At 51.8% G+C, this 20,474-nt stretch carries 25 protein-coding genes and 1 riboswitch; of the genes, 15 read left to right on the top strand and 10 right to left on the bottom strand.

Annotated features, from left to right (window positions below; genetic code table 11):
• Window positions 1-198 precede the first annotated feature (198 nt).
• The 4 genes from NDA02_RS02380 (at window position 199) to accD (ending at window position 2,904) form a co-directional block, all read left to right on the top strand.
• The gene (locus tag NDA02_RS02380; protein ID WP_190790799.1) at window positions 199-717 is read left to right on the top strand and encodes an orange carotenoid protein N-terminal domain-containing protein; all 519 of its coding nucleotides are present in this window, start codon (window positions 199-201) and stop codon (window positions 715-717) included.
• A gap of 346 nt (window positions 718-1,063) precedes the next feature.
• Window positions 1,064-1,567 carry a nuclear transport factor 2 family protein gene (locus NDA02_RS02375; RefSeq protein ID WP_242067200.1) on the top strand — a complete coding sequence of 168 codons (504 nt, stop codon included), beginning with the start codon at window positions 1,064-1,066 and terminating at the stop codon, window positions 1,565-1,567.
• A gap of 171 nt (window positions 1,568-1,738) precedes the next feature.
• A complete protein-coding gene (locus NDA02_RS02370) occupies window positions 1,739-1,960 on the top strand; it encodes a hypothetical protein (RefSeq protein ID WP_190790800.1) in 222 nt (73 codons plus the stop codon).
• A gap of 8 nt (window positions 1,961-1,968) precedes the next feature.
• Window positions 1,969-2,904: an acetyl-CoA carboxylase, carboxyltransferase subunit beta gene (gene accD / locus NDA02_RS02365; RefSeq protein WP_190790801.1), complete on the top strand. Its 936-nt coding sequence runs from the start codon at window positions 1,969-1,971 to the stop codon at window positions 2,902-2,904.
• Between the two features lie 174 nt (window positions 2,905-3,078).
• Here accD and NDA02_RS02360 read toward each other — a convergent pair whose 3' ends face one another.
• Window positions 3,079-3,699 (bottom strand): DUF305 domain-containing protein, encoded by a 621-nt coding sequence (locus NDA02_RS02360; protein ID WP_190790802.1) that lies wholly within the window; start codon window positions 3,697-3,699, stop codon window positions 3,079-3,081.
• Between NDA02_RS02360 and NDA02_RS02355 the strand changes: the two genes are divergently transcribed.
• Entirely contained in the window at window positions 3,698-3,910 is a 213-nt protein-coding gene (locus NDA02_RS02355) for a hypothetical protein (protein WP_190790803.1), read from the top strand. The two genes, NDA02_RS02360 and NDA02_RS02355, sit on opposite strands and share 2 nt — an antisense overlap.
• A 137-nt stretch (window positions 3,911-4,047) precedes the next feature.
• Here NDA02_RS02355 and NDA02_RS02350 read toward each other — a convergent pair whose 3' ends face one another.
• Window positions 4,048-4,242, bottom strand: coding sequence for a heavy-metal-associated domain-containing protein (locus tag NDA02_RS02350; protein ID WP_190790804.1), 195 nt, complete (start codon window positions 4,240-4,242; stop codon window positions 4,048-4,050).
• 373 nt (window positions 4,243-4,615) lie between these two features.
• Between NDA02_RS02350 and NDA02_RS02345 the strand changes: the two genes are divergently transcribed.
• Together NDA02_RS02345 and NDA02_RS02340 are read left to right on the top strand one after the other, a co-directional pair.
• Entirely contained in the window at window positions 4,616-5,332 is a 717-nt protein-coding gene (locus tag NDA02_RS02345; protein WP_190790805.1) for a DUF2993 domain-containing protein, read from the top strand.
• Window positions 5,333-5,395: 63 nt separating this feature from the next.
• A complete protein-coding gene (locus NDA02_RS02340; RefSeq protein WP_190790806.1) occupies window positions 5,396-6,727 on the top strand; it encodes a nucleotide disphospho-sugar-binding domain-containing protein in 1,332 nt (443 codons plus the stop codon).
• Between the two features lie 13 nt (window positions 6,728-6,740).
• Here NDA02_RS02340 and NDA02_RS02335 read toward each other — a convergent pair whose 3' ends face one another.
• Entirely contained in the window at window positions 6,741-8,240 is a 1,500-nt protein-coding gene (locus NDA02_RS02335) for a glycosyl hydrolase family 57 (protein ID WP_190790807.1), read from the bottom strand.
• A gap of 310 nt (window positions 8,241-8,550) precedes the next feature.
• On the bottom strand, window positions 8,551-9,657 hold the full coding sequence (locus NDA02_RS02330; RefSeq protein ID WP_347277835.1) for a pentapeptide repeat-containing protein: 1,107 nt from the start codon (window positions 9,655-9,657) through the stop codon (window positions 8,551-8,553).
• Window positions 9,658-9,669: 12 nt separating this feature from the next.
• On the opposite strand from NDA02_RS02330, the gene NDA02_RS02325 reads away from it, so the two are divergent.
• Together NDA02_RS02325 and NDA02_RS02320 are read left to right on the top strand one after the other, a co-directional pair.
• Complete coding sequence (locus NDA02_RS02325; RefSeq protein WP_277879056.1) at window positions 9,670-9,792, top strand: hypothetical protein; 123 nt, start codon at window positions 9,670-9,672, stop codon at window positions 9,790-9,792.
• Between the two features lie 76 nt (window positions 9,793-9,868).
• Window positions 9,869-10,858, top strand: a complete 990-nt coding sequence (locus NDA02_RS02320; RefSeq protein ID WP_190790808.1) for a CHAD domain-containing protein — start codon at window positions 9,869-9,871, stop codon at window positions 10,856-10,858.
• Between the two features lie 108 nt (window positions 10,859-10,966).
• On the opposite strand, the gene NDA02_RS02315 is transcribed toward NDA02_RS02320, so the two are convergent.
• On the bottom strand, window positions 10,967-11,716 hold the full coding sequence (locus NDA02_RS02315; protein ID WP_190790809.1) for a GNAT family N-acetyltransferase: 750 nt from the start codon (window positions 11,714-11,716) through the stop codon (window positions 10,967-10,969).
• Between the two features lie 158 nt (window positions 11,717-11,874).
• Complete coding sequence (locus NDA02_RS02310) at window positions 11,875-12,078, bottom strand: ATP-binding protein (RefSeq protein WP_348254570.1); 204 nt, start codon at window positions 12,076-12,078, stop codon at window positions 11,875-11,877.
• Between NDA02_RS02310 and NDA02_RS02305 the strand changes: the two genes are divergently transcribed.
• A complete protein-coding gene (locus NDA02_RS02305; protein ID WP_348254341.1) occupies window positions 11,977-12,360 on the top strand; it encodes a hypothetical protein in 384 nt (127 codons plus the stop codon). The genes NDA02_RS02310 and NDA02_RS02305 overlap by 102 nt on opposite strands.
• A gap of 84 nt (window positions 12,361-12,444) precedes the next feature.
• Here NDA02_RS02305 and NDA02_RS02300 read toward each other — a convergent pair whose 3' ends face one another.
• Both NDA02_RS02300 and NDA02_RS02295 read right to left on the bottom strand, forming a co-directional pair.
• On the bottom strand, window positions 12,445-12,780 hold the full coding sequence (locus NDA02_RS02300; protein ID WP_190790810.1) for a DUF4278 domain-containing protein: 336 nt from the start codon (window positions 12,778-12,780) through the stop codon (window positions 12,445-12,447).
• Window positions 12,781-12,822: 42 nt separating this feature from the next.
• Window positions 12,823-13,000, bottom strand: a riboswitch (Glutamine riboswitch).
• Window positions 13,001-13,072: 72 nt separating this feature from the next.
• Complete coding sequence (locus NDA02_RS02295) at window positions 13,073-13,624, bottom strand: 2'-5' RNA ligase family protein (RefSeq protein ID WP_190790392.1); 552 nt, start codon at window positions 13,622-13,624, stop codon at window positions 13,073-13,075.
• Between the two features lie 100 nt (window positions 13,625-13,724).
• Between NDA02_RS02295 and NDA02_RS02290 the strand changes: the two genes are divergently transcribed.
• Window positions 13,725-14,549 (top strand): pentapeptide repeat-containing protein, encoded by an 825-nt coding sequence (locus tag NDA02_RS02290; RefSeq protein WP_190790391.1) that lies wholly within the window; start codon window positions 13,725-13,727, stop codon window positions 14,547-14,549.
• Window positions 14,550-14,551: 2 nt separating this feature from the next.
• On the opposite strand, the gene NDA02_RS02285 is transcribed toward NDA02_RS02290, so the two are convergent.
• Complete coding sequence (locus tag NDA02_RS02285; protein WP_190790390.1) at window positions 14,552-15,385, bottom strand: ABC transporter permease; 834 nt, start codon at window positions 15,383-15,385, stop codon at window positions 14,552-14,554.
• Between the two features lie 85 nt (window positions 15,386-15,470).
• On the opposite strand from NDA02_RS02285, the gene NDA02_RS02280 reads away from it, so the two are divergent.
• From NDA02_RS02280 to NDA02_RS02265, 4 genes are all read left to right on the top strand, one after another.
• Window positions 15,471-15,593 carry a hypothetical protein gene (locus NDA02_RS02280; RefSeq protein ID WP_277879035.1) on the top strand — a complete coding sequence of 41 codons (123 nt, stop codon included), beginning with the start codon at window positions 15,471-15,473 and terminating at the stop codon, window positions 15,591-15,593.
• Window positions 15,594-15,599: 6 nt separating this feature from the next.
• Complete coding sequence (locus NDA02_RS02275) at window positions 15,600-16,502, top strand: MoxR family ATPase (RefSeq protein ID WP_190790389.1); 903 nt, start codon at window positions 15,600-15,602, stop codon at window positions 16,500-16,502.
• Window positions 16,503-16,595: 93 nt separating this feature from the next.
• Complete coding sequence (locus NDA02_RS02270) at window positions 16,596-17,084, top strand: DUF2062 domain-containing protein (protein WP_190790388.1); 489 nt, start codon at window positions 16,596-16,598, stop codon at window positions 17,082-17,084.
• Window positions 17,085-17,342: 258 nt separating this feature from the next.
• Complete coding sequence (locus NDA02_RS02265; RefSeq protein ID WP_348254568.1) at window positions 17,343-19,052, top strand: metallophosphoesterase family protein; 1,710 nt, start codon at window positions 17,343-17,345, stop codon at window positions 19,050-19,052.
• 97 nt (window positions 19,053-19,149) lie between these two features.
• On the opposite strand, the gene NDA02_RS02260 is transcribed toward NDA02_RS02265, so the two are convergent.
• Window positions 19,150-20,283, bottom strand: a complete 1,134-nt coding sequence (locus NDA02_RS02260) for a geranylgeranyl reductase family protein (protein ID WP_190790386.1) — start codon at window positions 20,281-20,283, stop codon at window positions 19,150-19,152.
• Window positions 20,284-20,474 lie beyond the last annotated feature (191 nt).

Raw genomic sequence — 20,474 nt, 5'->3', positions numbered from 1 at the left:
AAATGGGGAATCGATTTGAGGAACCCATTTAAGACTAGTTCTCAGGACTCGTTCACTCCCTTCTAGAACTTGAGATACGAAAACGATTCGGCGATCGCTGAACGAATTTACTGCAAACTCACTGCAAATTCACAGCTCAGCTCCATTAGGAGCGATCGCAGCCACTCTTGCAAACAAGCACTCTTGTAGATAAGCACTATGACTTACAGCACAGATTTTCGTCTCTCTATCGTTTCCAACCCTTACTTATCAAGCAATCTAGCGGATCCCGTTACCGCAACCACTGCTCAGTTTAAGCAGCTCACCGTTGACGACCAGCTTGCTGTGCTCTGGTATGCCTATACGGAAATGGGACGATCGATCACGCCTGCCGCTCCGGGTGCTGCACGGCTCCAGTTTGCAGAGGGCATTCTGGCACAGATCAAGAAAATGGCTTACGACGACCAGCTTCAAGTTATGCGCGATCTGGCAAGCAACGCAAACACCCCGATCAGCCGCTCCTATGGGGTTCTCAGCGTCAACACTAAGCTGGCTTTCTGGTATCAGCTAGGCGAAATGATGGTGCAGGGCACAGTGGCTCCCATGCCTGCGGGCTACCAGCTTTCTGAGGCAGGGCGATCAGTGCTGGAGATGATCAAGCAGCTCGATATGGGTCAGCAAATTACCGTCCTACGAAACACCGTGGTTAATATGGGCGTTGATCCGCTGGCTGACTAAGCTCCGGCGCATTGTTCAGCAAACCAATTGCTTAATCCAGCGGGGTGGGTGAATGCCTGCTCCGCTTATTTCTTGATCGACAGGTTTCCCTCGAAGGCAGGATGTTTGCAGTCGCTCAATCGCGTTTGATCAGAAAAACAAAATTTCGATCGGGCTGTTTGAGAATTCATTGCCGTTACCCGGACTGCTCCCTAACGCCACTTCTTGGGGAACCGAGCCTGCTTTAGGGATTCAAAGTCCCCTAAGGTTGACGGGCTTTAGGGGGTGTAAAACTTTTCCCACTGCTCAAACATCCTCTAAGACTCTTGCCCTCGAATTTTTCCGACCTCAAATTTTTCAGAAAGGAATGGAGAACCGCATGGATCGCGTTAGCCCTGCTGATCAAGTTACTGCTGACCAGACCTATCCAGATACTGCACAGCCGATGCTTACCCCTGATCAACCTGATCAAACCGATGCTCAGCCTGAGAGCCAAATCGACCGTGAGACAGAAGCCGTTATTCAGCAGTATTTTGAGACGTTTAACACAGGAAACTTTGCCGCGATCGCAGGACTTTTTGCCCCAGAAGGTGCGCTGTATCCTCCGTTTGAATCGGCTGTAGTCGGACCGGATGCCATTGCTGCTTATCTGAACCAGGAAGCGCAGGGAATGACGATCGAGGCGCGGCAGTGCGTTCAGAACCTGACGGAAACGGGCGAAATCGAAGTTCAAGTGGCAGGCAAGGTGCAAACGCCTTTGTTTGGGGTGAATGTCAGGTGGTTGTTTGAGTTGAATGATCGTCTCGAAATCCTTAGCGTTCGCATCAAACTACTGGCTGCCCTGGAAGATCTGCTAAAGCTAAAGCAGTAGAGGACCAAAACAGCAGGAACAAAAGAGGCTGAACTGGCGTAATACACTTTATTACTAGTTGCTATTTCTGGTACTGTCGCTTCAATCCTGCTCGATCGTCCTCGTGTCTCATCGGAGTCAAATCGTGCGACGATAGAATCTCTGGTGTTTTTGCTTTGATAGGATTATCCTGTGAACTGGATCACGCTAAGAACAGCCAGTACGCAGTGGGAGGCGGAGCTAATGCAGCAAATGCTAGAAGCTCAGGGCATTCCGACTCGCCTTGTGTTTGACCGGGCAATGCCGCACTGGGGTTGTGGTGTGCCTTTTACGCTGCAAGTCCGCGTTCAGGATCAGTGGACTGCTCTCTTCCTGCTCAGCCCCATCGAAGAAAACCTTGAAGAAAGCGTTTGAGAAGCTAAATGTCTCTATTTGACTGGTTTGCCAATCGACGAAAATCGGGTTCGACGAACACGGAGCGACAGGAGCGCGAAATCGCAGACGGCTTGTGGAGTAAATGCCCTGACTGCAGCGTTCTGACCTATACCAAGGACCTGCGGGCAAATCAAATGGTCTGCGCCGAGTGCGGTCATCACCTAAGAATTTTTAGCGAAGAACGCATTTACCAACTTATTGATCCAGGAACCTGGAAACCGCTGGATACCCAAATCTTGCCAACCGATCCGCTGTCGTTCCGCGATCGAAAATCCTATGGTGATCGACTGCGAGAAACCCAGGAGCGGATTAAGCTTACCGATGCCGTTCAAACCGGACTGGGACAGCTCGACGGTCTGCCGATCGGCTTGGGCGTGATGGATTTCCGCTTTATGGGCGGCAGTATGGGATCGGTGGTGGGCGAAAAGCTGACCCGCATGATCGAGCGATCGACCCGCGAACGGCTGCCAGTCATGATTATTTGCGCGTCGGGCGGAGCCAGAATGCAAGAAGGAATGCTGAGCCTGATGCAAATGGCAAAAATCTCTGCTGCCCTGGAGCGACACCGGGAATCTGCGCTGCTGTACGTTCCGGTTCTCACCCACCCCACGACGGGCGGCGTGACGGCAAGCTTTGCCATGCTGGGCGATGTGATCCTGGCAGAACCCAGTGCAACGATCGGCTTTGCGGGGCGGCGCGTCGTAGAACAAACCCTGCGCGAAAAGCTGCCCGACGATTTCCAGACTTCGGAATATCTGCTGACTCACGGCTTTGTGGATGCGATCGTCCCCCGCACTCAGCTCAAGAAAACCCTGGCACAGCTTATCCGCCTGCATCAGCCCTACCCCTCGCCAACCGCAACCCATCCGAATCATTTTGTCCATGTGCCGGAGACGATGCCAGTGAATAGCAGAGTACAGTAGGGGCGATTGCTAATTTAATTTACGGTGACGTAGGATGTGTTAGCGCAGCGTAACGCGTCACTAGAAACCAATCTGCCTCGCCCCGTGTTTCCTGCCGAGTGCCCACCCGATCGAACAGGTTTTAGATTCAAATTTTCTGCCGCAGTAGGACGATCGCATCCAAAGTTAATTGGATTAGTGGTGCGTCATGCTACTTGCGCCAAACCATTCTTTCAGCCAAGCCTGCATCTGCTGAATTTCCTGCTGCTGGCTGGAGGCAATCTGTTCGGCGAAGGGGCGGACGGGTTCGTGCTTCACTAGATTTTGGCTAAGGAGCTGTTGCGACATCGTTACGGCTCCCTTGTGATGCATGACCATGCCTTCAAGGAATGCTCGATCGAGCGCGTCTCCTTGAAGCTGGGTTAGATCGCCCATCATCGGCTGATAGTTTGCCTGGGTTGGCTGTCCGGGATACCATTCGCTCAGCCACTTTTGCATTTGCTGAACTTCTGTGGACTGCACCCGGATCACTTCTTGAGCAAACTGCTTCATTTCAGGACGATCGCTGCGCTCCAGCATGATTTTGGCAGAGTCGATCGCTTCCTGATGGTGCGGGATCATTTGGGTCAGGTAGTCTTGCTCGCTGCTCACCTGCATTTCGTGCATCATTTGATTGTGAGCATTCCCGCCCTGAGCCTGCATTTGCGGGGAGTGGTTGGAATGATCCATCTGCTGAGCCTGATTTTGTTCGGGCATTGCACAGCCCATCAGGGTGGTGAGGGCAGTTGCGGTCATTAAAATGAGTTTCGATCGCATGATTCTTTACTCCACAGAAATCTACAAGTCGGGTCAGGATGCACTTTTGCGGCTGAATTTGCCCACCGATCACTTCATCGCCCTGCCAATCAGCTTGCGAATTGCCTGGGAGGTTTGTCTTTTAGCGCAACTTGCCAAGAGACAACCGAGGAGAACACAAGCGATGGCGATCGCAGACGTTTTATCATACCCCTGGAAAACGAGTTTCTGAACGGTAAAAAGAAACAGAAACAGCGTGACAAATAACAAAGAAAAGTACGCCGCGCTTGTCCCCAGGACAATCAGCATATCCATCGTTGTGGAATGTCGCTTGAACGTTTTAGAAGTTAGTAAGGAATGAGAAACGGATTAGTTAACGGTGTAGCCTGCGGCGACGATCGCTGCTTTCACAGTCGTTTCTGGGGCTGCAGTTTCGATATTCACCTGCTTGGTTGCTGGATCAGCCGCCACTTTTGCACCCGGATCGATCGCTGTTACCGCATTTGTGATTGTCGTTGCGCAGGCAGAGCAAGCCATATCGGGAACCGTAAATTGTAGGGTCATGATTTTGTCTCCACTAAAAAAGTCTTCGATTCAGGTCAAATCACTGCTTCAGGAAAGCTCGATCGGCATGACTTGAACTCCCACTTCTATCCTGAAGGCTCCAGTCGGGTGGAGAGTCAAGGGGGAGCTGCAAAAGAAAATGGGTCGGGGGAGCAAATGGGTCGTTTGTTGTTGGCAGAAGCCAAAGAAGCACAACTTTCAGCACTCGCTGCATAGCAGAGCTTCATTAAAGTTTACTTTTTCGGCGGTTCAAACCTGTTCTTCCGGCAGACGAGAAATGGTGAGAAATTGCTTAATTTACGATCGACAAAGGTTCAAGCGGCGTCTTCATTTCTCTAGGAAATGGGGATTCAGAGGGTGTGAGGCAAACAGCATGAAGCGGGAATCCAGTCGTTTTTCGCAGCAGGCCATTAATCGCATTGCTGAAATCGCGATCGCCAGTCAGTTAAAGCAGGACGTTGACCTCAGCGTTAATATTGCAGCAACACTGAAGCAATTGGCAAAGGGGCAAATTGATGCGATCGTCATCTTGATCGAGAGATTAGTGCTGTCTAGAAACTTGAAGACCGAGGCATTTCAGCTTGATATCGGTGCGGTGACGGTGAAACCCCTAAGTGCGCTGAAGGGACAGATCAAACTGCTGCATCCTTCGCAGGGAAAGCTGAGCGTTGTAATTAACGAGAACGATCTGACCACTGCGCTTAACCAAGCAATCGCGCAAAATTCTCCTCAATTGAATCAAATCACTTCACCTGTTCGCTGCTCACTGGTTAATAATACAATCACGATTCAACTCAAGCCGAATCCCTTGTCTGATGAAACAGAATCGATCGTGTTAATGGCATTGCCCCCTTCAGAACAGAAATCCAAACAGGGAATTGTCTGGCAGCATTCACTTTCTTCTCATCCGTCTTCTCAGCAGTCAAATCCAAGCTGGGCTTCTGACGTGATTGCCAGCCTCGATCGGCTTTTGAATCTAAAGGACTTTGAACAAAAAGGGCTATTTCTCACCGTCCAAGAAATACAAATTGCTGACGGTAAGCTGCGGCTTAATGCAGATGCATTTATTCAAGAGTTTCCTCCTGATTAAGCGCGAGCGTCTTTTATTGTTTTTGATTTAATCCCCTTTAATCTCCAATTGATTCACCTGGCTATGACTCACTTTGGTATTATTTGCCCTCCGTTGTCCGGTCATCTTAATCCCCATGCTGCGCTAGGACGAGAGCTACAGGCTCGTGGGCATCAGGTCACTATGCTGCAAATCCCCGATCTGGAACTCAAGGTGCGATCGGAGGGCTTGCAGTTTGCGCCAATCGGCTCTCGCTATCAGCCCGGAATGCTGGCAAAGACAATACAGCAGCTTGCAACGCTAAGCGGTATCCCGGCACTGGAACAGTCGGTTACGTTTTGCGCTGAAATCGCCACGATTTTGTGTGAAGATGCTCCTGCTGCGATCGCTGCTGCCGGAATCGAATTTTTGATTGTGGATCAGCTTGAGATTGTGGGGGAGACGATCGCCGAAGCGATGGGACTACCGTTTGTGTGCGTGAGCTGCGGTCAGCTCATTCATCGTCGTGCCGAGATGCCGCCTTTTTTCATGGGCTGGAGCTACAATCTGGCAGCCTGGGCAAAACTCCGCAACCAGTTGGCTTACTGGATTTTCGATCGCCAGTCTCAGCCGATTTTGCAGACGATTAATCGCTATCGAGAGCAGTGGCAGTTGCCGCCTTATCGCCAGCTTTATGCGTCTCGCGCTCGATTGGCGCATCTGTGTCAGCAGCCTGTCGCCTTTGATTTTCCCTGTCCTGATTTGCCGCCACATGTTCACTATCTGGGACCGTTTCGCAATCCGTCTCCCCGCGCTGTGCCGTTTCCGTTTCATCGTTTGACAGGACAACCGCTGATTTTTGCGTCGCTGGGCAGCATTCAAAACACCAAGCAGGAAATTTTTCGTCAGATTGCGGCTGCCTGTGCCGAACTCGATGTGCAGCTTGTGATTGCTCACGGAGGCGGCATGAGCGAAACCGCGATCGCAGAGCTTTTTGGAGAGCCGATGCGAAGCACTTCCCCCGATAAGGTAATTGTCGTCGAATATGCCCCCCAGTTTGATGTGATTGCCCAGGCAAGTCTAACCATTACCCACGGCGGATTAAATACGGTACTGGATTCGCTCAGCCACGGAGTGCCGATCGTCGCAATTCCGATCACGTTTGAGCAGCCCGGAACTGGGGCACGCATTCGCTGGACGGGCGTAGGCGAAGTTATGCCGGTCGATTACTCCTTACGAGGAAGTGCGCCGCATCAACTTGATGTGCCAATGCTCAAAGCCACGATTCAGCAGGTTTTAACCGAACCGGTCTATCGCCAAAATGCCCGACGAATTCAGCAGGCGATCGAACAGGCTGGAGGGGTGCGCCGGGCAGCGGATATTATTGAGCAGGTCATAGGACGGAATCGAAAGGCGATCGCCGTCTCAGCCGTTTAACCATTTCAGCCGTTTAATTGGACAGCAACGCCATTCCCCGATCAAACAGCATCCGCGCATAGTCTGTCCAAATTCCCTGCCCCCAGTAGCGAAAGCAGCTTGTTTGCAGCAGCAGGTTGTAGAGCAACGCTTCCTGATAGTCAGGCTGGCGCGTGACCGCAGGATCTTGTTCGACTTGCCGATCGTATTTCTGATGAAAGGCGACGCTGAGCTGTGCCATTGGCTCCAGCACGTTTTCATAGCCCTGAACCCAACTCAGATGATTCGTCCAGGAGGCTCCGTCCATGTGAAAGTGGGGGTCGGTTTGCTGGAAGTGGGCGATCGCTTGTTGGACTGCTTCAGGCGTGGTGTGCTCCAGGTCAATAGACTGCCAGATTTTGTGCTGCTGCACTGCCTGACAGGTCGGGAAATCTGCGGGATGAATGCCTGCCGCTTCAATCAGTTCTAAATACTCTGTGCCGTTCATCGGAACTGTTCCTGTTGTGCCGCCGCCTCCGTCACGAATCTCGTGATAAACGCGAAACAAATCACGCGGATACTCATTCATCATCACGCCGCCATTTTCGCCGTCTGCAATTTGGGTGACGAGTGAGGGAATGGCTTTATCTTGTAGGGTTTGGCTATTTTGGATAACCTGTTTACCGCGTCCTTTTGCCTCAAAATAGGGCTGCATCTGGGCGACTAGTTTGGTATCCGACCCCTGCGTTTTGACCAGAGCTGTAATGCTAATGATTTCACCGTGGGAGTTTCGCGCAACCAGGCGATTCGGCAAATATTTCTGATCCTGAGACAGCGGCGAACCGTCCAGATTTTCGATCGAATGTTCCTGCACCATCAGCCAGCGATAGCCGCAATCGAGCAACGCTTGAATATAGGCATACAGCGTATCGGGATGATTGGGCAGGTGCATTTCGGGCGGCGAAAAACCTTTGACTCGCTTTAGCGCATCGATACCAAAGATTGCTGCAAACTGATGCTGCCATGCTTGAAGATGTAACTTTAAATCGGCGATCGGCGTAGAAGGTACAACGGCATGACTCCACAGCGTTCCCAGCCATTCCACATGGAGGTAATAGGCAGGATCACAGGCAATTCGCTTCAGCTTGTCTAAAACGTCCGATCGCCCCATCTGGTGCAGTCCCCAGAGCAAGTTTCCCGAATAGTCAAGCATAATGCGCGGATTGCAGCCCTCACTCACCAACTGCGGAATGAAATCCCCCATGCGCCCATAGCACCAGGCAAACGGATCAGCGTTGTGGTTATCTCCTTCGTGAGGATGTTCATACATATGTTGGAGATTGCTAATTAATCCTCCGTTGATACCTGCGGGAATAGTAGGCTGGTGCATATGTAGGGCACAAGCAAATCCAGCAGTGATATTTTCCAACGATAAATTAGTAATGGGCAAAAATAATGGTTCTTGATGGTGGGTAATCGATCGCAGTTCGTTTTCCCATCCACTAATTTGAGGAAAGTTCGATCGCAGTTCAGGTGATGAAGAGAGGGATAACATAGAAATTCTTAGTGTGCAAAAAGAGGTGAATCAGAGTGGAGAGAGCGTGAATCAGGGTGGGAAGCGTGTGGAGAGAGAGATGAATCGAATCGCCAAACGAGTAGATTTAAGAAATTGAAATTTTAGAAACTGATGGGTATTTCTGCGGCGATCGGTTTCAGCGTTCTACTTAACGATACAGACAATTCCTGATTCTGGCTGAATCTTCCCTGCTCTAAGTCCTAATCTGGATTTCAAAGCCCCCTAGCATTGGGGAATTTAGGAGCAATGTAGAACCTCTGAAACTCCTCAACCAGCCTCTCAAGCCTCGCTAACGTTTCAGCAAATTCGGAATTCCCTCACAGCCGCCGGGAATCGTTTGGCGTGTTTTGGAGCCACCCCAGGCACAGCAGTAAAATCGCTGTTCATCCGAGAGCCGCTGTACGCCTGTAAAGTCAGCATCTTCGATCACGGCTCCGGTGTATTCACCTGTTTCGTAGTCTGGAAAGTCTTTCGGCGTGCGCGGCGTGGCAGTTTTGACCGAACCATAGTAGAACCGGACATGAGACAAGTCAGACCCGGCAAAGTTGGCTTCACAGAGAACCGTCCGGGCAAAGTTGGCACGAACCAGCTCACACTGGCTCAGATTCGCTCGAATCATATTGATGTCGCTGAGGTCAGCCCCCCGCAGATCTCCCCCTGCCAGATTTGCCCCCGCCAGCATTACCCCCAGGTTAATCACGCGAACGCCCGTCAACCGATCTTCGGCATAGCCACCGGAGCCATCGAGAATGGCGCGTCCCAATCGCTCATCGCGTCTTAAAGGAGTAAGCAGTCCAGCCCCAGAGAGAAAGCGAAGAACTTTTGCTTTACCGCCTGCATCAAGGCTGCCCAAAATCGCGGCAGTGCGCCCTTCTGCGATCGCCCGCTCCATTGGGAAATCTTCCAGTAAGCCGTCGTCGTTGAGGGTGAGTTCGGCGATTCCCTGAAAATAGGCGTCGATCGTCTGCTGCTGCGTAATGATATTTTGCTGGCTGGCAAGGCGATTTTGCTCGATCGTCAGCCGCTTCGAGGTAGTGTACTGCTCCCAGGTGACATACAGCGCAACAATCGCAATCAAAATTTGACCGATCGCACTTAAAAGATTGCTGAACACATCAATGCGCTCCCAGCCAAGCTGAGCAATCTGATTTCGCACCGATTCAGCCCACGGACTGGTCCAGAGTAGCACCAGCGTTGCAACAACGACTCCTGCAATAGCAGTAATCAGCCGTCTGTGCGATCGAGTCACCTTTTCCAGATGGGGCAGCAGCGTCACTGCCAGCACCCAGAGCGATAGAAACAAGGCAACTCCGGCGGCAATTTCTCCCAGCCAAATCAGCCCAAAGCTGAAGCTAATCACCATCAAAATTAGGGCGATCGAAATCAGTAAACCCACACGCAACTCCTCATGCCAACTGTCCTTGTGTTTTGGATTAATGATCTTGATGGGTTTATTGTGCAGGAATTTCGTGGCGATCGGAAAATCGTTTTGCAAAATCAATCCAGCGAAGCAGTTCCGATGAAGGATTAGCAATAGACAGGTTCGCGTTAAAATAATTCTTTTCTAGAAGTCCAGGTAGGGAAGGTATCAAAGTATGAAAAAAGGTATGAAAAAAGAAGAAAAAGAAAAACTTTCCTTTAACAGTATTCATGAATTAACGGAAAATTTAACATTAGGTGAACTGGCTCAGCAAGTGATTACCGAACAGTTCCACCGAATGAGCAAGCCTGCAAAACGCGTTCTGGAAGATACCGATCCTGAACACCTGCATCAAATGCGGGTCAGCACACGCCGCCTCAGAACCGCAATGCAAATTTTCGATCGCGCCATCCTACTGCCCAAAAGAGCTGACCGCAAACAAGTTCGTAATCTGGCTCGAATTTTAGGCGCAGTGCGCGATCTCGACGTGCAAATTGCCAGCCTGCAAAATGAGTATCAGCCCCAATTTGAACAGACTGAACAAAAACAAATCCAATTTGCAATCAAGGCATTAAAAAAGCAGCGAGTTACCGCGTTTCAGGCGATGAAAACTGCGCTGAACGATCGCCCCTACAAAGCTCTACAAACTGCGTTTACAAACTGGATTGAGCAGCCCAAATTTCACCCGATCGCTCACCTGCCGCTGCTCACCGTGCTGCCGGATGTACTGAGTCCTTTAGTTGCTGAAGTGCTGCTTCATTCTGGTTGGACAATTGCACAAGACAACATTGCCGTTGAAAGCGAAACGCTGCACGACCTGCGAAAAGTCTGCAAACATGCCCGCTATCAAACCGAATTCTTCAAGCCGTTTTATGGCGAACCATTCCATAACTGGATCGAAGAAATTAAACAAATTCAAGATCGGCTCGGCAGCTTCCAGGATACACAAGTGCTGCAATCGTTACTAAATGAGGCGATCGGCAATCAGGCTGAATTACCCCAGCTCCAGGAAAAAATTCAGCAAACGCAAGCCGAAGCCCTCTCCACCTGGGATGCAACCCGCCAGAAATATCTGGATCAAAACTTCCGCTATCACCTACACCAAATGCTGTTGCACCCCACGCTGCACCGCGATCGAGTTCATCCAGAACTTGTGGGGGAAATTTCCTCGAATTGAGAGAAGACATTGCAGCGAAAACAGTCGATTCCCATTGAATGGGAGCGGGCATCCAATCTGCCTGACCAGGCAGCAATGTAGGAGCTTGGCGGCTCCGCAAATCTCTTCTCAAGTTCGCGGAATCGATTTGTGTAGAAACATCTGTCGCGATCGTCCCAGCAGAACCGAAGTTAGGGTGGTGTCAATTCGTTCTACTTCATAGCCTGCTTTGCTATAGAGCCGTCGGGCGCGGGCGTTGTCCTCAAGAACGTGCAGATACAAATCCTGATAGCCCCAGTCGAGCGCAACCCGCTCGCAGACCCGCAAAAGCTGCTGAGCTACTCCCTGCTGCCGATATTCTGCTAGCACCGCCAGATTTGACAGATAGAGATAGGGCGATTGGCGCAAAAAGGGCGATCCGGTCTTGAGCGAAATTTCGACCGTGCCGACCAGTCGATCGCTGCCCGCTACAGCAAGCTGAGGCGACTCCGAAGCCCGCGACTCAAACACCGCCTCTTGCGAAGACATCCGCCGCACTGCCACTAGACAGGCGTAATGAGCCTGAGTCGATCGCTTCGCAGTTCCCCCCTGAGATAATCGCATCCGCATTCGCATATCTTCGTAGATCCCCTGTCGCAGCAAGGGATACAGCCAACCCATCGTCCCTGTGGAACTATGAAAGCTGCTGGTCAAAACTTCTGCCAGGTTGGTTAAATCCTGCTGTCTTGCTGCCCGCACGTAGAAAGGCGAACTGCCAGACGAATCGATTGCCCGATCGATCGCCGGATTGGCAGCAGCATGGACCAGTTCCTCTTCTTGCGAATCTGGCAGTTGGGAATCAGAAAAATCTGGGAAAGCGTCAGTGGGCAAGGTAGACATCTCGCAACGGAAAACAGGGGCAATATTCAGGACTCGGCGAAGAGACTGAACCGGAAAAATGAGAATGGAGGGGAATTTCCCTATTCTAGTCTCTGAAAAACTTGTCCTGACTGTGCAATGCTGCCAATTTTTGATGTGCTAGGAGAAATCTGATGAATTTATCTATAAGCCCATCGCTTCTTATACCGCAGCCTTAATTGCAGTTCGATCGTAAAGGTTGTGCCCCGCCTGACTTCAGAGGCAATGCTCAGTTTGCCCTTATGTTTCTCCAGAATAATCTGATGGGCGATCGCCAGTCCCAAGCCTGTACCTTTGCCAGCAGGCTTAGTCGTAAACAGAGGCTCAAACAGTTGCTTTTGGATGGAATCAGAGATGCCATTCGCGTTATCGGCAATTTGAATTACAGCTTGATGATCCGTGGTCGAGGGTCAGTCTCCTGTGCCCTTGAGTCGATGTTGCAAAATCAGCAGCGTACGCGCAAAGGCGGGATGTTGCTAACGATGCCGAATGTTGCTGACAATAAAATTAATGGGGTTATTAATTTCATGGACAATTCCTGCCACTATTTCCCCCAGGCTAGAGCGTTTTTCCTGCTGCACGAGCTGCACCTGTGCCTGTTGCAGGGCTGTAGTTCGATCGGTTAAACAAAAACACCCCCATTAAGGAGGTGTCGTCAACCAGCTAACTTAGATCAAACTTGAAAGAAGATCGAACTTGAATGAGGAACTCTAGTGGCTTAACCCCATTCGCTGATCAGAACGAGTCAGCATGGACTGCTGCCGCTGCTTTTCAGAGCGATGGTGATTCATCATCAGCACCCGTGCCCGCTCTTGAACCGACTGTGCAGGAGTCTGCTCGGTTTGAGTTTCAGTGGCAGGAGTTGGATTTGCCGTATAAGCCACGCCGCGATAAAGCAGATCTAGCGTTGGCTGAAGCACCAAAGCCTTGTTGGATTTACGGAACCGAATGTCTAGCCCGCGATATTTGCCAACTTGGGTGGCATCGCCATATTCAACTTGAGGAGCGTTGTATTCGTAGCTCACGCCGCGATAGGTCAGTTTCATAGTCTTCGCCTCTTTTCTGCGTAGATGATGGGAATGAAATGAGGCGCGTTCCTTCAGGAAAATTTTTGGGCTTTTGTCTTTTTAGCTTCTAGTTTTTTCCCTACTTCCGTCCTTTTCGATCGCCCCCGGTGCTTTGCTGACAATCTAGCTTTAGCTGATCTAGCTTTAGCGGTCTAGCTTTAGCAATCCAAAATTTACGACCTAGATTAGGATGAACGATTCACTTTCTGTATCTATTGTTACGGTTTCAGATTCTCCTGTCAACAAAAACTCGATCGGTTGTCACGAATCTTTAGTATCGGGTTGCCCCCCCTAATTCAAACTCCGATCGCACCTGCCACCGCTGCCCCTCATGAATCAGCAAAATTAGGCGATTGCTTACAAACTCAAATTCAACCGATCGCGCCTGAAGCTCTGCCCAAGCAGCCTTGAAGATCAGCTTGTTGATATTCCGTGAAGCCACCGTGAGATGGGGCGAAAAGCCGCGCTGTTTGTTCTTCGGGTCACGAATGCCAATCTGCTCTAAATCCTGTATAAGGACAGCCTGAAGGGCTAGGAGTTCCGGGGTTTTTAACACGTTCAGGTACAGCACCCTCGGCGCAAATGCTCCAAAGCCAGAGATGGTCACCGGGACGGGCGAGCGGGTTTGGGCAAACTGCCGCAAGCGATTCTCTAACTCAAAAACCTGCTCGAATTCCCACAGAAAAGGTGGCTGAAGCGTGACGTGGGGCGGAGCCTTGGCAGTGCGAGTCTGAAAGCGCTCGGTCAGCTCCTGAATAGTGCGATCGGCGTAATCCTGGACTGCTTGAGGGGGAATGAGGGCGATGAAGAAGCGGGTAGACATTGGTGCGTCTCTCAAATTTTGAGTACACTATGATAGCCCTACAGTTAATTGCCCACACTGTAAAATCAAGCAACCTTACTCTACACCTAGCGTATCAGTCATGAAACTCACTCTGTTGCCTGCACTCGCCGTTCTGACCGTTACTGGCTGGGGATCGGCTGCACTCGCTGAAAACTTGGAGCACGTTCAGCAGTTGATTGAGACCAAGCAGTGTTCGCAGTGTGAGCTAAGCCAGGCGGGATTAGTTTATGCCAGTCTCTCAGGGGCAAATTTGCAAAATGCGAATCTGGTGCAGGCAAACCTGAGCCGATCGAATTTGAGTGGGGCAAACCTGCAGGGGGCAAATCTGGCGGGGGCGGCACTGGTGAACGCAAACTTAAGCGGAGCCGATTTGAGCGGGGCTGACTTGAGAAATGCAGATTTGCGGGGGGCAATTTTGAACGGGGCAATGATTCAGGGGGCAAACCTGGACGGGGCAAATGTGCTGCAAGCGGTAGGACTTCCGGCGATGATCGCCACCCCTGAAAATCTTTATCGCTTTGGGCTGGCAGAGGCGCAGCGCGGCAACTTTCGAGGTGCAATCAGTAATTACGATCAGGCTTTAACGCGGAACCCTACCTTTGCTCATGCTTACCTGGCGCGGGCAATGGCACGGATGCGCTTGAGTGATGATGCGGGGGCGATCGGTGATGCTCAAAGTGCCCAAGAACTTTACACCACCCAGGGCGACAGCCAGGGACAGGAGCTTTCAGCTCAATTTATTACCAGCGTTCAGGCGTATCAGGAAGCAGAGCAGCAACGGCTTAAGGCGGCAAACGGTCAGGGCGGCGGCGGGGGCGGCAATTTCTTCAGCTTCCTGGGATCAGTGGCAGGACTGGCACTGCAAATTTTTCTGCAAGGTAGCATGGGTGGCTTGGGGCTGTAGAGCTAGCTAGACGCGCTGGTATAAAACCGCAGCGCAAACCGCCAGAAAGAACGGGCAAACAGCAAAAGCACGATCGCCAAAATCCCCGCGCCAGCGATCCACAAAACCTGCGCCCGGCTCAGCAGCACTTCAGCCGGAATCGTGGTCAGGAACGCAACCGGAACCACAAAGGTAAAAAAGACGCGGTACGCCACTGGATAAGCCGCCATCGGATATCGTCCGGCTTCTAGCAGCCCCCGCAGCACTTCGGTGACGTTGTAGATTTTGACAAACCAGATGCTCGTCGCGCCCAAAATAAACCACAGGCTATAGAGAATCAGCAGCCCAAACAGAATCGGAATCACACTGGCAACATAGGCGATCGGCGGCAGATTTAGCCTTGTTCCCGCATAGCCAATCAGAATCAGCCCAAAGATCAAATCAGGCAAACCCCAGGGCGAAATCCTCCGCAGCGACAGCCAAAACTGAGAGCTGATCGGTTTCAGCAGCACAAAATCGAGCGTGCCTTTTTGCACCTGATCCACAATTTGATTCAGGTTCGGAGCCAGCAGCGTTGCGGAAAATCCTTGAAGAATGGTAAACACGCCCAGCACCAGCAGTGCCTCTTCCCAGCTCCATCCCTGAAACTGATAGCCCGTCTGATAAAACAGCGACAGACTGAACAAACTACCTGCCAGACTGCCAAAACTAGTAAGGGCAGCAATCAAAAAATTAACCCGATACTCTAGCTCGGCTTCCAAAGCGGTTGACCAGAAAAGTTTGAGGACGCGCCAGTATTGCTTTAGGGGATTTGGCGATCGATTCGATTGCTTTTGAGTCGCACGGGCTTGAGTCATAAGGAAATGAAAAAATGTTAGGGCGGTTTGGTCGCCGATTAATTGGGGGTGAATTCAGTGTGAGATTTCCTCCTATTATCAATCTGTGACCCGGCAACCTGATCTACCGCTCTGCACAGCTTCCGTAAATTTGCTGCCTTCAGGTGCAATCGATCGCTGTCATTATGGAGCAATGCCCAAGGCGTTAGCCAGTCTTACCCCATCGTAAAACCCCATGCGAGAACGGATTGAACAGCTCGTTCAGAATTTAGGACAAACGATCGTCGGCAAAGAAGAGGCAATTCGGCTAGTGCTGGTGGCTCTGTTGTCGGGTGGACATGCGCTGCTGGAAGATGTGCCCGGAGTGGGAAAAACCCTGCTGGCAAAGTCTCTGGCGCGATCAATTGAGGGACAGTTTCAGCGAATTCAGTGCACGCCGGATCTGCTGCCTGCCGACGTGACGGGGACGAATATCTGGAATCCGCGATCGGGCGAGTTTGAGTTTTTGCCTGGACCTGTGTTTGCCAATGTGCTGCTGACAGATGAAATTAACCGGGCAACGCCTCGCACCCAGTCCGCCCTGCTGGAAGTCATGGAAGAACATCAAGTGACGATCGACGGCAAATCGCGTCTGGTTCCCCATCCATTTTTTGTGATTGCGACTCAGAATCCGGTGGAATATCAGGGCACGTTTCCCCTGCCCGAAGCGCAGATGGATCGATTTGCGCTGTCCTTTAGTCTGGGCTACCCAACCGAAGCAGAAGAACTGCAAATGCTTCAGCGACTCGGACAAAAACCCGAAGCCCTACATCCCTGTATTTCTCTGGCAGAAGTGCAGTCGCTTCAACAGCTTTGTGCCCAGGTGCGAGTCGAAACGCCGCTTCAGCAATACATTCTCGATCTGGTGCGCGCCACCCGTGAAGATGAGGAAGTCTTACTCGGCGTGAGCCCTAGAGGCACAGTTGCACTGCATCGGGCAGTCCAGGCACTGGCGTTTCTGGAAGGCAGAGAATTCGCGATTCCCGACGATGTAAAATTCCTCGCGCCCTATGTCCTTTCCCACCGCATGATTCCGGCTGCCGGACGCAAATCGCGGATCATTGTCGATCGTCTGCTGCGATCGGTTGCAGTGCCATAACAAGCAACTGCTTATCCTTCGAGACTGGTCATTGATCGAAACAAAATGTTATGAAGTTTGTAGAGTTGATCTGCTGATAATCCTAAGGACTTCATGCGCTGGAAACGATTGCTGCGCTACTTTTATCTGCGTTTTTTGCGACTGCGTGGCACACCGCCCGAAATTGCCCGCGGATTTGCTTTTGGTGTGTTTTGGGGAATGTTTCCGCTGCCGGGGCTGCAAATGGCGATCGCAATTCTCACCGCAGCAGTTTTTCACAGCAGTAAAATTGCTGCCGCTGCCGGAACCTGGCTCAGCAACCCGATTACCACGCTTCCCTTTACTGCGCTGAATTTTCATGTCGGGCAAACCTTGCTGGGGCAGAAGTGGAGTGATTTACCAATCGATAGTTTGCGATCGATCGAGGGGTTTCTGGCATTGGGAGGGGATATCCTAGTTGCCTACTTGCTGGGCTGTGCGGTGGTCGGTTTCTTTGGCGGTTTGCTCAGCTATGGTGTTGCTTTGCCTGTCGTCCGTCGGATGCAAAAACAGGTGGCAGAACGGCGGCATCAACGACGCATGCGTAAGTATCGGGCAAGATAAACACCGCACGATCGAAAGCGTGAAGCCCAAACTTCAAGCCCAAACTCCAAGTCCAAACTTCAAGCCCAAACTTGTATGAACGACTCTTGCCTTGGGCAAAATAAAGTGGTCTGATTTTCAGAGACCAAACCTACTGCATCTACGGGGACTAGGCGACTGCTGCATCGAATGAAGTGGAAGGAGTTATCGAACGGTCGCCTGGTGCTGTGGGTGACGGCGATTTTGAGCGTCCTGGCTTACGGAGTTTTCTTTGTCCGAATGCTGCTGGCTCCGTTGTTTCCGGTGGGCGCGGGCTTGCTGACCGATCCGTTTCTTCAGCTCCCAACCGCAAACTCGGTGCGAGTGGTCTGGTTCACCGAATTTGCCGGGCGCGAGAGCTTTGTGCAATATGGCAGCAATCTTGACCAGACGACGATCGCCCAAACCACTCAGCTTTCTCGGATGCGGGAAGACCAGCGATCGCGAGTGGACAATCAGGAAGAAGACGGGCAGGTTTACACTCAGCCGACCGATCGCCCCATCTGGCGACACGAAGCTGAGGTGCAGGGACTCACTCCCAGCCAGCGCATTCCTTATCGAGTGGGCAGCATGCGCGATAACGGACGGATGGAATGGAGCGGTCGCTATACTCTGGCAGCCGTTCCCGCCCCCGGACAGCCGCTCAAGATTCTGCTGACTTCTGATCATCAGCTCATGCCCATGACCCCGGCAAACCTCCAAAAGGTGACTGAAACGATCGAACCGATCGATGCCGTGTTTCTAGCGGGCGATCTGGTGAATATTCCCGATCGCGCTTCGGAATGGTTTGACGACAATCGGGGCGGCGCGTTTTTCCCCAGTTTGCAGGGACGAGCAAATCGGCTGTTAGAGCAAAACGGGGTTGGGACTCGCTATCGCGGCGGCAAGATTTTGCAGTCGGCTCCGCTGTTTCCGGCGTTGGGCAACCACGAGGTGATGGGACGCTTTTCAACCGAACTGCCATTAAATGAGCAGTACAACGATCCCGTGCCGATCGAGAATGCAGTCGCACTCTACGCCAAAATTGCCGCTCAGATTAACCCTGGAAATGATCCGGCAATCGCCCAAACCTGGATCAAGAATCATTCCTTTAACAGCGACACCTACGAAGAAATCTTTTCCCTGCCGAATACCAGTCCGGGTGGCGAAAAATACTATGCGATCACGCTGGGCGATGTGCGGCTAATTTCCCTCGATGCCTGCAATACCTGGCGTGTCCCCAGCTTGGAGCCCAATGCACGCGGACGCTACCGCGAACGAGATGTCGATCTCTCGGATGCCAACAAATGGGGCTACGGACAGCACATCTTTGAGCCGATCGCCCCCGGTAGTCCGCAATATAGCTGGCTGGAAGCAGAGCTAAACCGCCCCGAATTCCAGCAGGCGAAATACAAAATCGTCATGTTTCACCATCCGCCCCATTCGCTGGGGGATAACGTGGTTCCGCCCTACACGAACCCGACGCAGATTATCGATCGCTTCCCGGACGGGCAAATTAAATCCGTGCGCTACGAATACCCGATCGGTCGCGACTATCTGCTGCGAGATCTGATGCCGCTCCTGGAAAAGGCAGGCGTACAGCTTGTGTTCTATGGACATTCGCACCTGTGGAATCGGTTTGACAGTCCGGGCGGAATGCACTTCCTGGAAAGCTCGAACGTGGGCAACACCTACGGAGCCTTTCTGGGTGAAACTCGTCGCTCAATTCCGATCGGTTTTCAGCCCAACTACGTGCCTAGCGGAGATCCGGGTGGACTGACGGCGATCGTACCTTCGATTAGTGCTCTGCTCGATGAAAATGGCAAACCCCAGCCCTACATTGCCAGCAACGAGATCACCGTCTTCAGCATTCTAGACACCGCGACCGGGCTTGTCAGCAGCTACCGATTTGATGCCCGCCAGCCCGAGGGGGACGTGGTGCGCTTTGATGAGTTTCAGATTGTTCGGTAGCACTCAGGTGCAGAGAAAAGCCATTCCCCAGAAAACCTAGGAGAATGGCTACCGATGAAAGGAGTTAATCGTATCCGCACCCAAACTTAAACGCTTGCTAGCCACCCATCCCGGGGATCAAGCCTGCTGTCAGCCGCTTCAGGGCACGGCTTGCGACGTCGCTATAGCGCAATTGACCACAGAGAATTTGTCCCATACGCTCGGTTGCAGTCGGACGTTTCACACCGATTTTGTAGCCGAAGCTAGGAATCCGGTAAAATACGCCTGCCAACCGCTGTGCCCAAACCATATCTGCGCCCCATTCCTGGTTCATCACTTGGGAATAGCCAGCGAGCGCGTTTGCATTACCGCCGATCGCCTGATCGATCGCTTCGGCTGCCTTGACCCCGCTAAAAATCGAGGGACGAATACCTTCTGCCGTAAAGGGATCAACCACACAGGCAGCTTCTCCTGCCAGGACGGCATTTTGGGTATGTAGCTTTTGTTCGCCGTCCCACAGGCACAGAGGATGCCCATACTGCTTGCAGGTTTGCAGGTCGATACCAAACAGCGTCGCGTATTCGGTCAGAATGCTCTTAAAGTCCTGCGGCTCACCGCCTCGGAAGGTCCCCACACCGATCGAATAGCCCTCTGCCTTGGGAAAATTCCAGATGTAGCCGTTTTTGACCATGCCAAACTCAAAGTGAGCGGTATCTGAATTTGCAACGGTAGCTTTTGCTTCGGCTTCTAAGGCTCCAGCGAGGCGACGCTTGCGATCTTTAAAGCCCAGCCATTTTGCTGTTTGCCCCTTTGCACCGTCGGCAGCAATTAAATAGCGTCCTTCAACTGGACCCTGCGCTGTGTTCACCTGCCAGCGATCGCTCTTAAACTCGATGCCTTTGACTTCGGTATTGTCTCGCAGTTCTGCGCCTTGCTTTTGCGCCTGTTGAATCAGAAAATGGTCAAATACATCGCGCCGCACCATCCAGATCGGCTCCAGGCTTTCGAGCTTGGCAGTCACCGGATCGTCCATTTTCCAGGTATAGCGGATGGTGTCTACCTTGAGGGAAATGGCAGGCGAAAAGTCAAAGTCAAACCATTCGGCAATTTGGGGGGAAACGCCACCTCCACACGGCTTATAGCGCGGCAGCGACTCTTTTTCTAAAACCAGAACCGATCGCCCTCGCTTTGCCAGATGGTAGGCAGCCGATCCGCCTGCGGGTCCTGCGCCGACGATGATGCAGTCATACATAAAGCTTCAATCTCACTTCTAGATACGCCAATTTGCTGTGGAACTAGAAAGGGATTCCCCCTTAACGAATAACACTCAAACCAGTGTCCCTGCTGAAGTCACTCACGGTCAATCCGCAACCGACAACCCCCATCACTCCAGAGCAATCGACAAGCTTCAGCACAGGCTGAATTCAGAGGACGTTTGAGCCG

The organism is Leptolyngbya sp. ST-U4, assembly GCF_039962215.1.
Lineage (GTDB): Bacteria > Cyanobacteriota > Cyanobacteriia > Elainellales > Elainellaceae > Leptolyngbya_A.
This window is presented reverse-complemented; position numbering and strand designations above follow the sequence as displayed.

What these genes read in the sequence shown, in the direction of transcription:
- NDA02_RS02345 (WP_190790805.1), top strand. Translation starts at nt 4,616, where the DNA reads ATGAAGCGGGAATCCAGTCGTTTTTCGCAGCAGGCCATTAATCGCATT.
- NDA02_RS02320 (WP_190790808.1), top strand. Translation starts at nt 9,869, where the DNA reads ATGAAAAAAGAAGAAAAAGAAAAACTTTCCTTTAACAGTATTCATGAA.
- NDA02_RS02275 (WP_190790389.1), top strand. Translation starts at nt 15,600, where the DNA reads ATGCGAGAACGGATTGAACAGCTCGTTCAGAATTTAGGACAAACGATC.
- NDA02_RS02290 (WP_190790391.1), top strand. Translation starts at nt 13,725, where the DNA reads ATGAAACTCACTCTGTTGCCTGCACTCGCCGTTCTGACCGTTACTGGC.
- NDA02_RS02315 (WP_190790809.1), bottom strand. Translation starts at nt 11,716, where the DNA reads ATGTCTACCTTGCCCACTGACGCTTTCCCAGATTTTTCTGATTCCCAA.
- NDA02_RS02340 (WP_190790806.1), top strand. Translation starts at nt 5,396, where the DNA reads ATGACTCACTTTGGTATTATTTGCCCTCCGTTGTCCGGTCATCTTAAT.
- NDA02_RS02295 (WP_190790392.1), bottom strand. Translation starts at nt 13,624, where the DNA reads ATGTCTACCCGCTTCTTCATCGCCCTCATTCCCCCTCAAGCAGTCCAG.
- NDA02_RS02285 (WP_190790390.1), bottom strand. Translation starts at nt 15,385, where the DNA reads ATGACTCAAGCCCGTGCGACTCAAAAGCAATCGAATCGATCGCCAAAT.
- NDA02_RS02305 (WP_348254341.1), top strand. Translation starts at nt 11,977, where the DNA reads ATGTTTCTCCAGAATAATCTGATGGGCGATCGCCAGTCCCAAGCCTGT.
- NDA02_RS02350 (WP_190790804.1), bottom strand. Translation starts at nt 4,242, where the DNA reads ATGACCCTACAATTTACGGTTCCCGATATGGCTTGCTCTGCCTGCGCA.
- NDA02_RS02360 (WP_190790802.1), bottom strand. Translation starts at nt 3,699, where the DNA reads ATGCGATCGAAACTCATTTTAATGACCGCAACTGCCCTCACCACCCTG.
- accD (WP_190790801.1), top strand. Translation starts at nt 1,969, where the DNA reads ATGTCTCTATTTGACTGGTTTGCCAATCGACGAAAATCGGGTTCGACG.
- NDA02_RS02375 (WP_242067200.1), top strand. Translation starts at nt 1,064, where the DNA reads ATGGAGAACCGCATGGATCGCGTTAGCCCTGCTGATCAAGTTACTGCT.
- NDA02_RS02260 (WP_190790386.1), bottom strand. Translation starts at nt 20,283, where the DNA reads ATGTATGACTGCATCATCGTCGGCGCAGGACCCGCAGGCGGATCGGCT.
- NDA02_RS02265 (WP_348254568.1), top strand. Translation starts at nt 17,343, where the DNA reads ATGCTGCTGGCTCCGTTGTTTCCGGTGGGCGCGGGCTTGCTGACCGAT.
- NDA02_RS02270 (WP_190790388.1), top strand. Translation starts at nt 16,596, where the DNA reads ATGCGCTGGAAACGATTGCTGCGCTACTTTTATCTGCGTTTTTTGCGA.
- NDA02_RS02300 (WP_190790810.1), bottom strand. Translation starts at nt 12,780, where the DNA reads ATGAAACTGACCTATCGCGGCGTGAGCTACGAATACAACGCTCCTCAA.
- NDA02_RS02355 (WP_190790803.1), top strand. Translation starts at nt 3,698, where the DNA reads ATGATTCTTTACTCCACAGAAATCTACAAGTCGGGTCAGGATGCACTT.
- NDA02_RS02325 (WP_277879056.1), top strand. Translation starts at nt 9,670, where the DNA reads ATGCCAACTGTCCTTGTGTTTTGGATTAATGATCTTGATGGGTTTATT.
- NDA02_RS02380 (WP_190790799.1), top strand. Translation starts at nt 199, where the DNA reads ATGACTTACAGCACAGATTTTCGTCTCTCTATCGTTTCCAACCCTTAC.
- NDA02_RS02335 (WP_190790807.1), bottom strand. Translation starts at nt 8,240, where the DNA reads ATGTTATCCCTCTCTTCATCACCTGAACTGCGATCGAACTTTCCTCAA.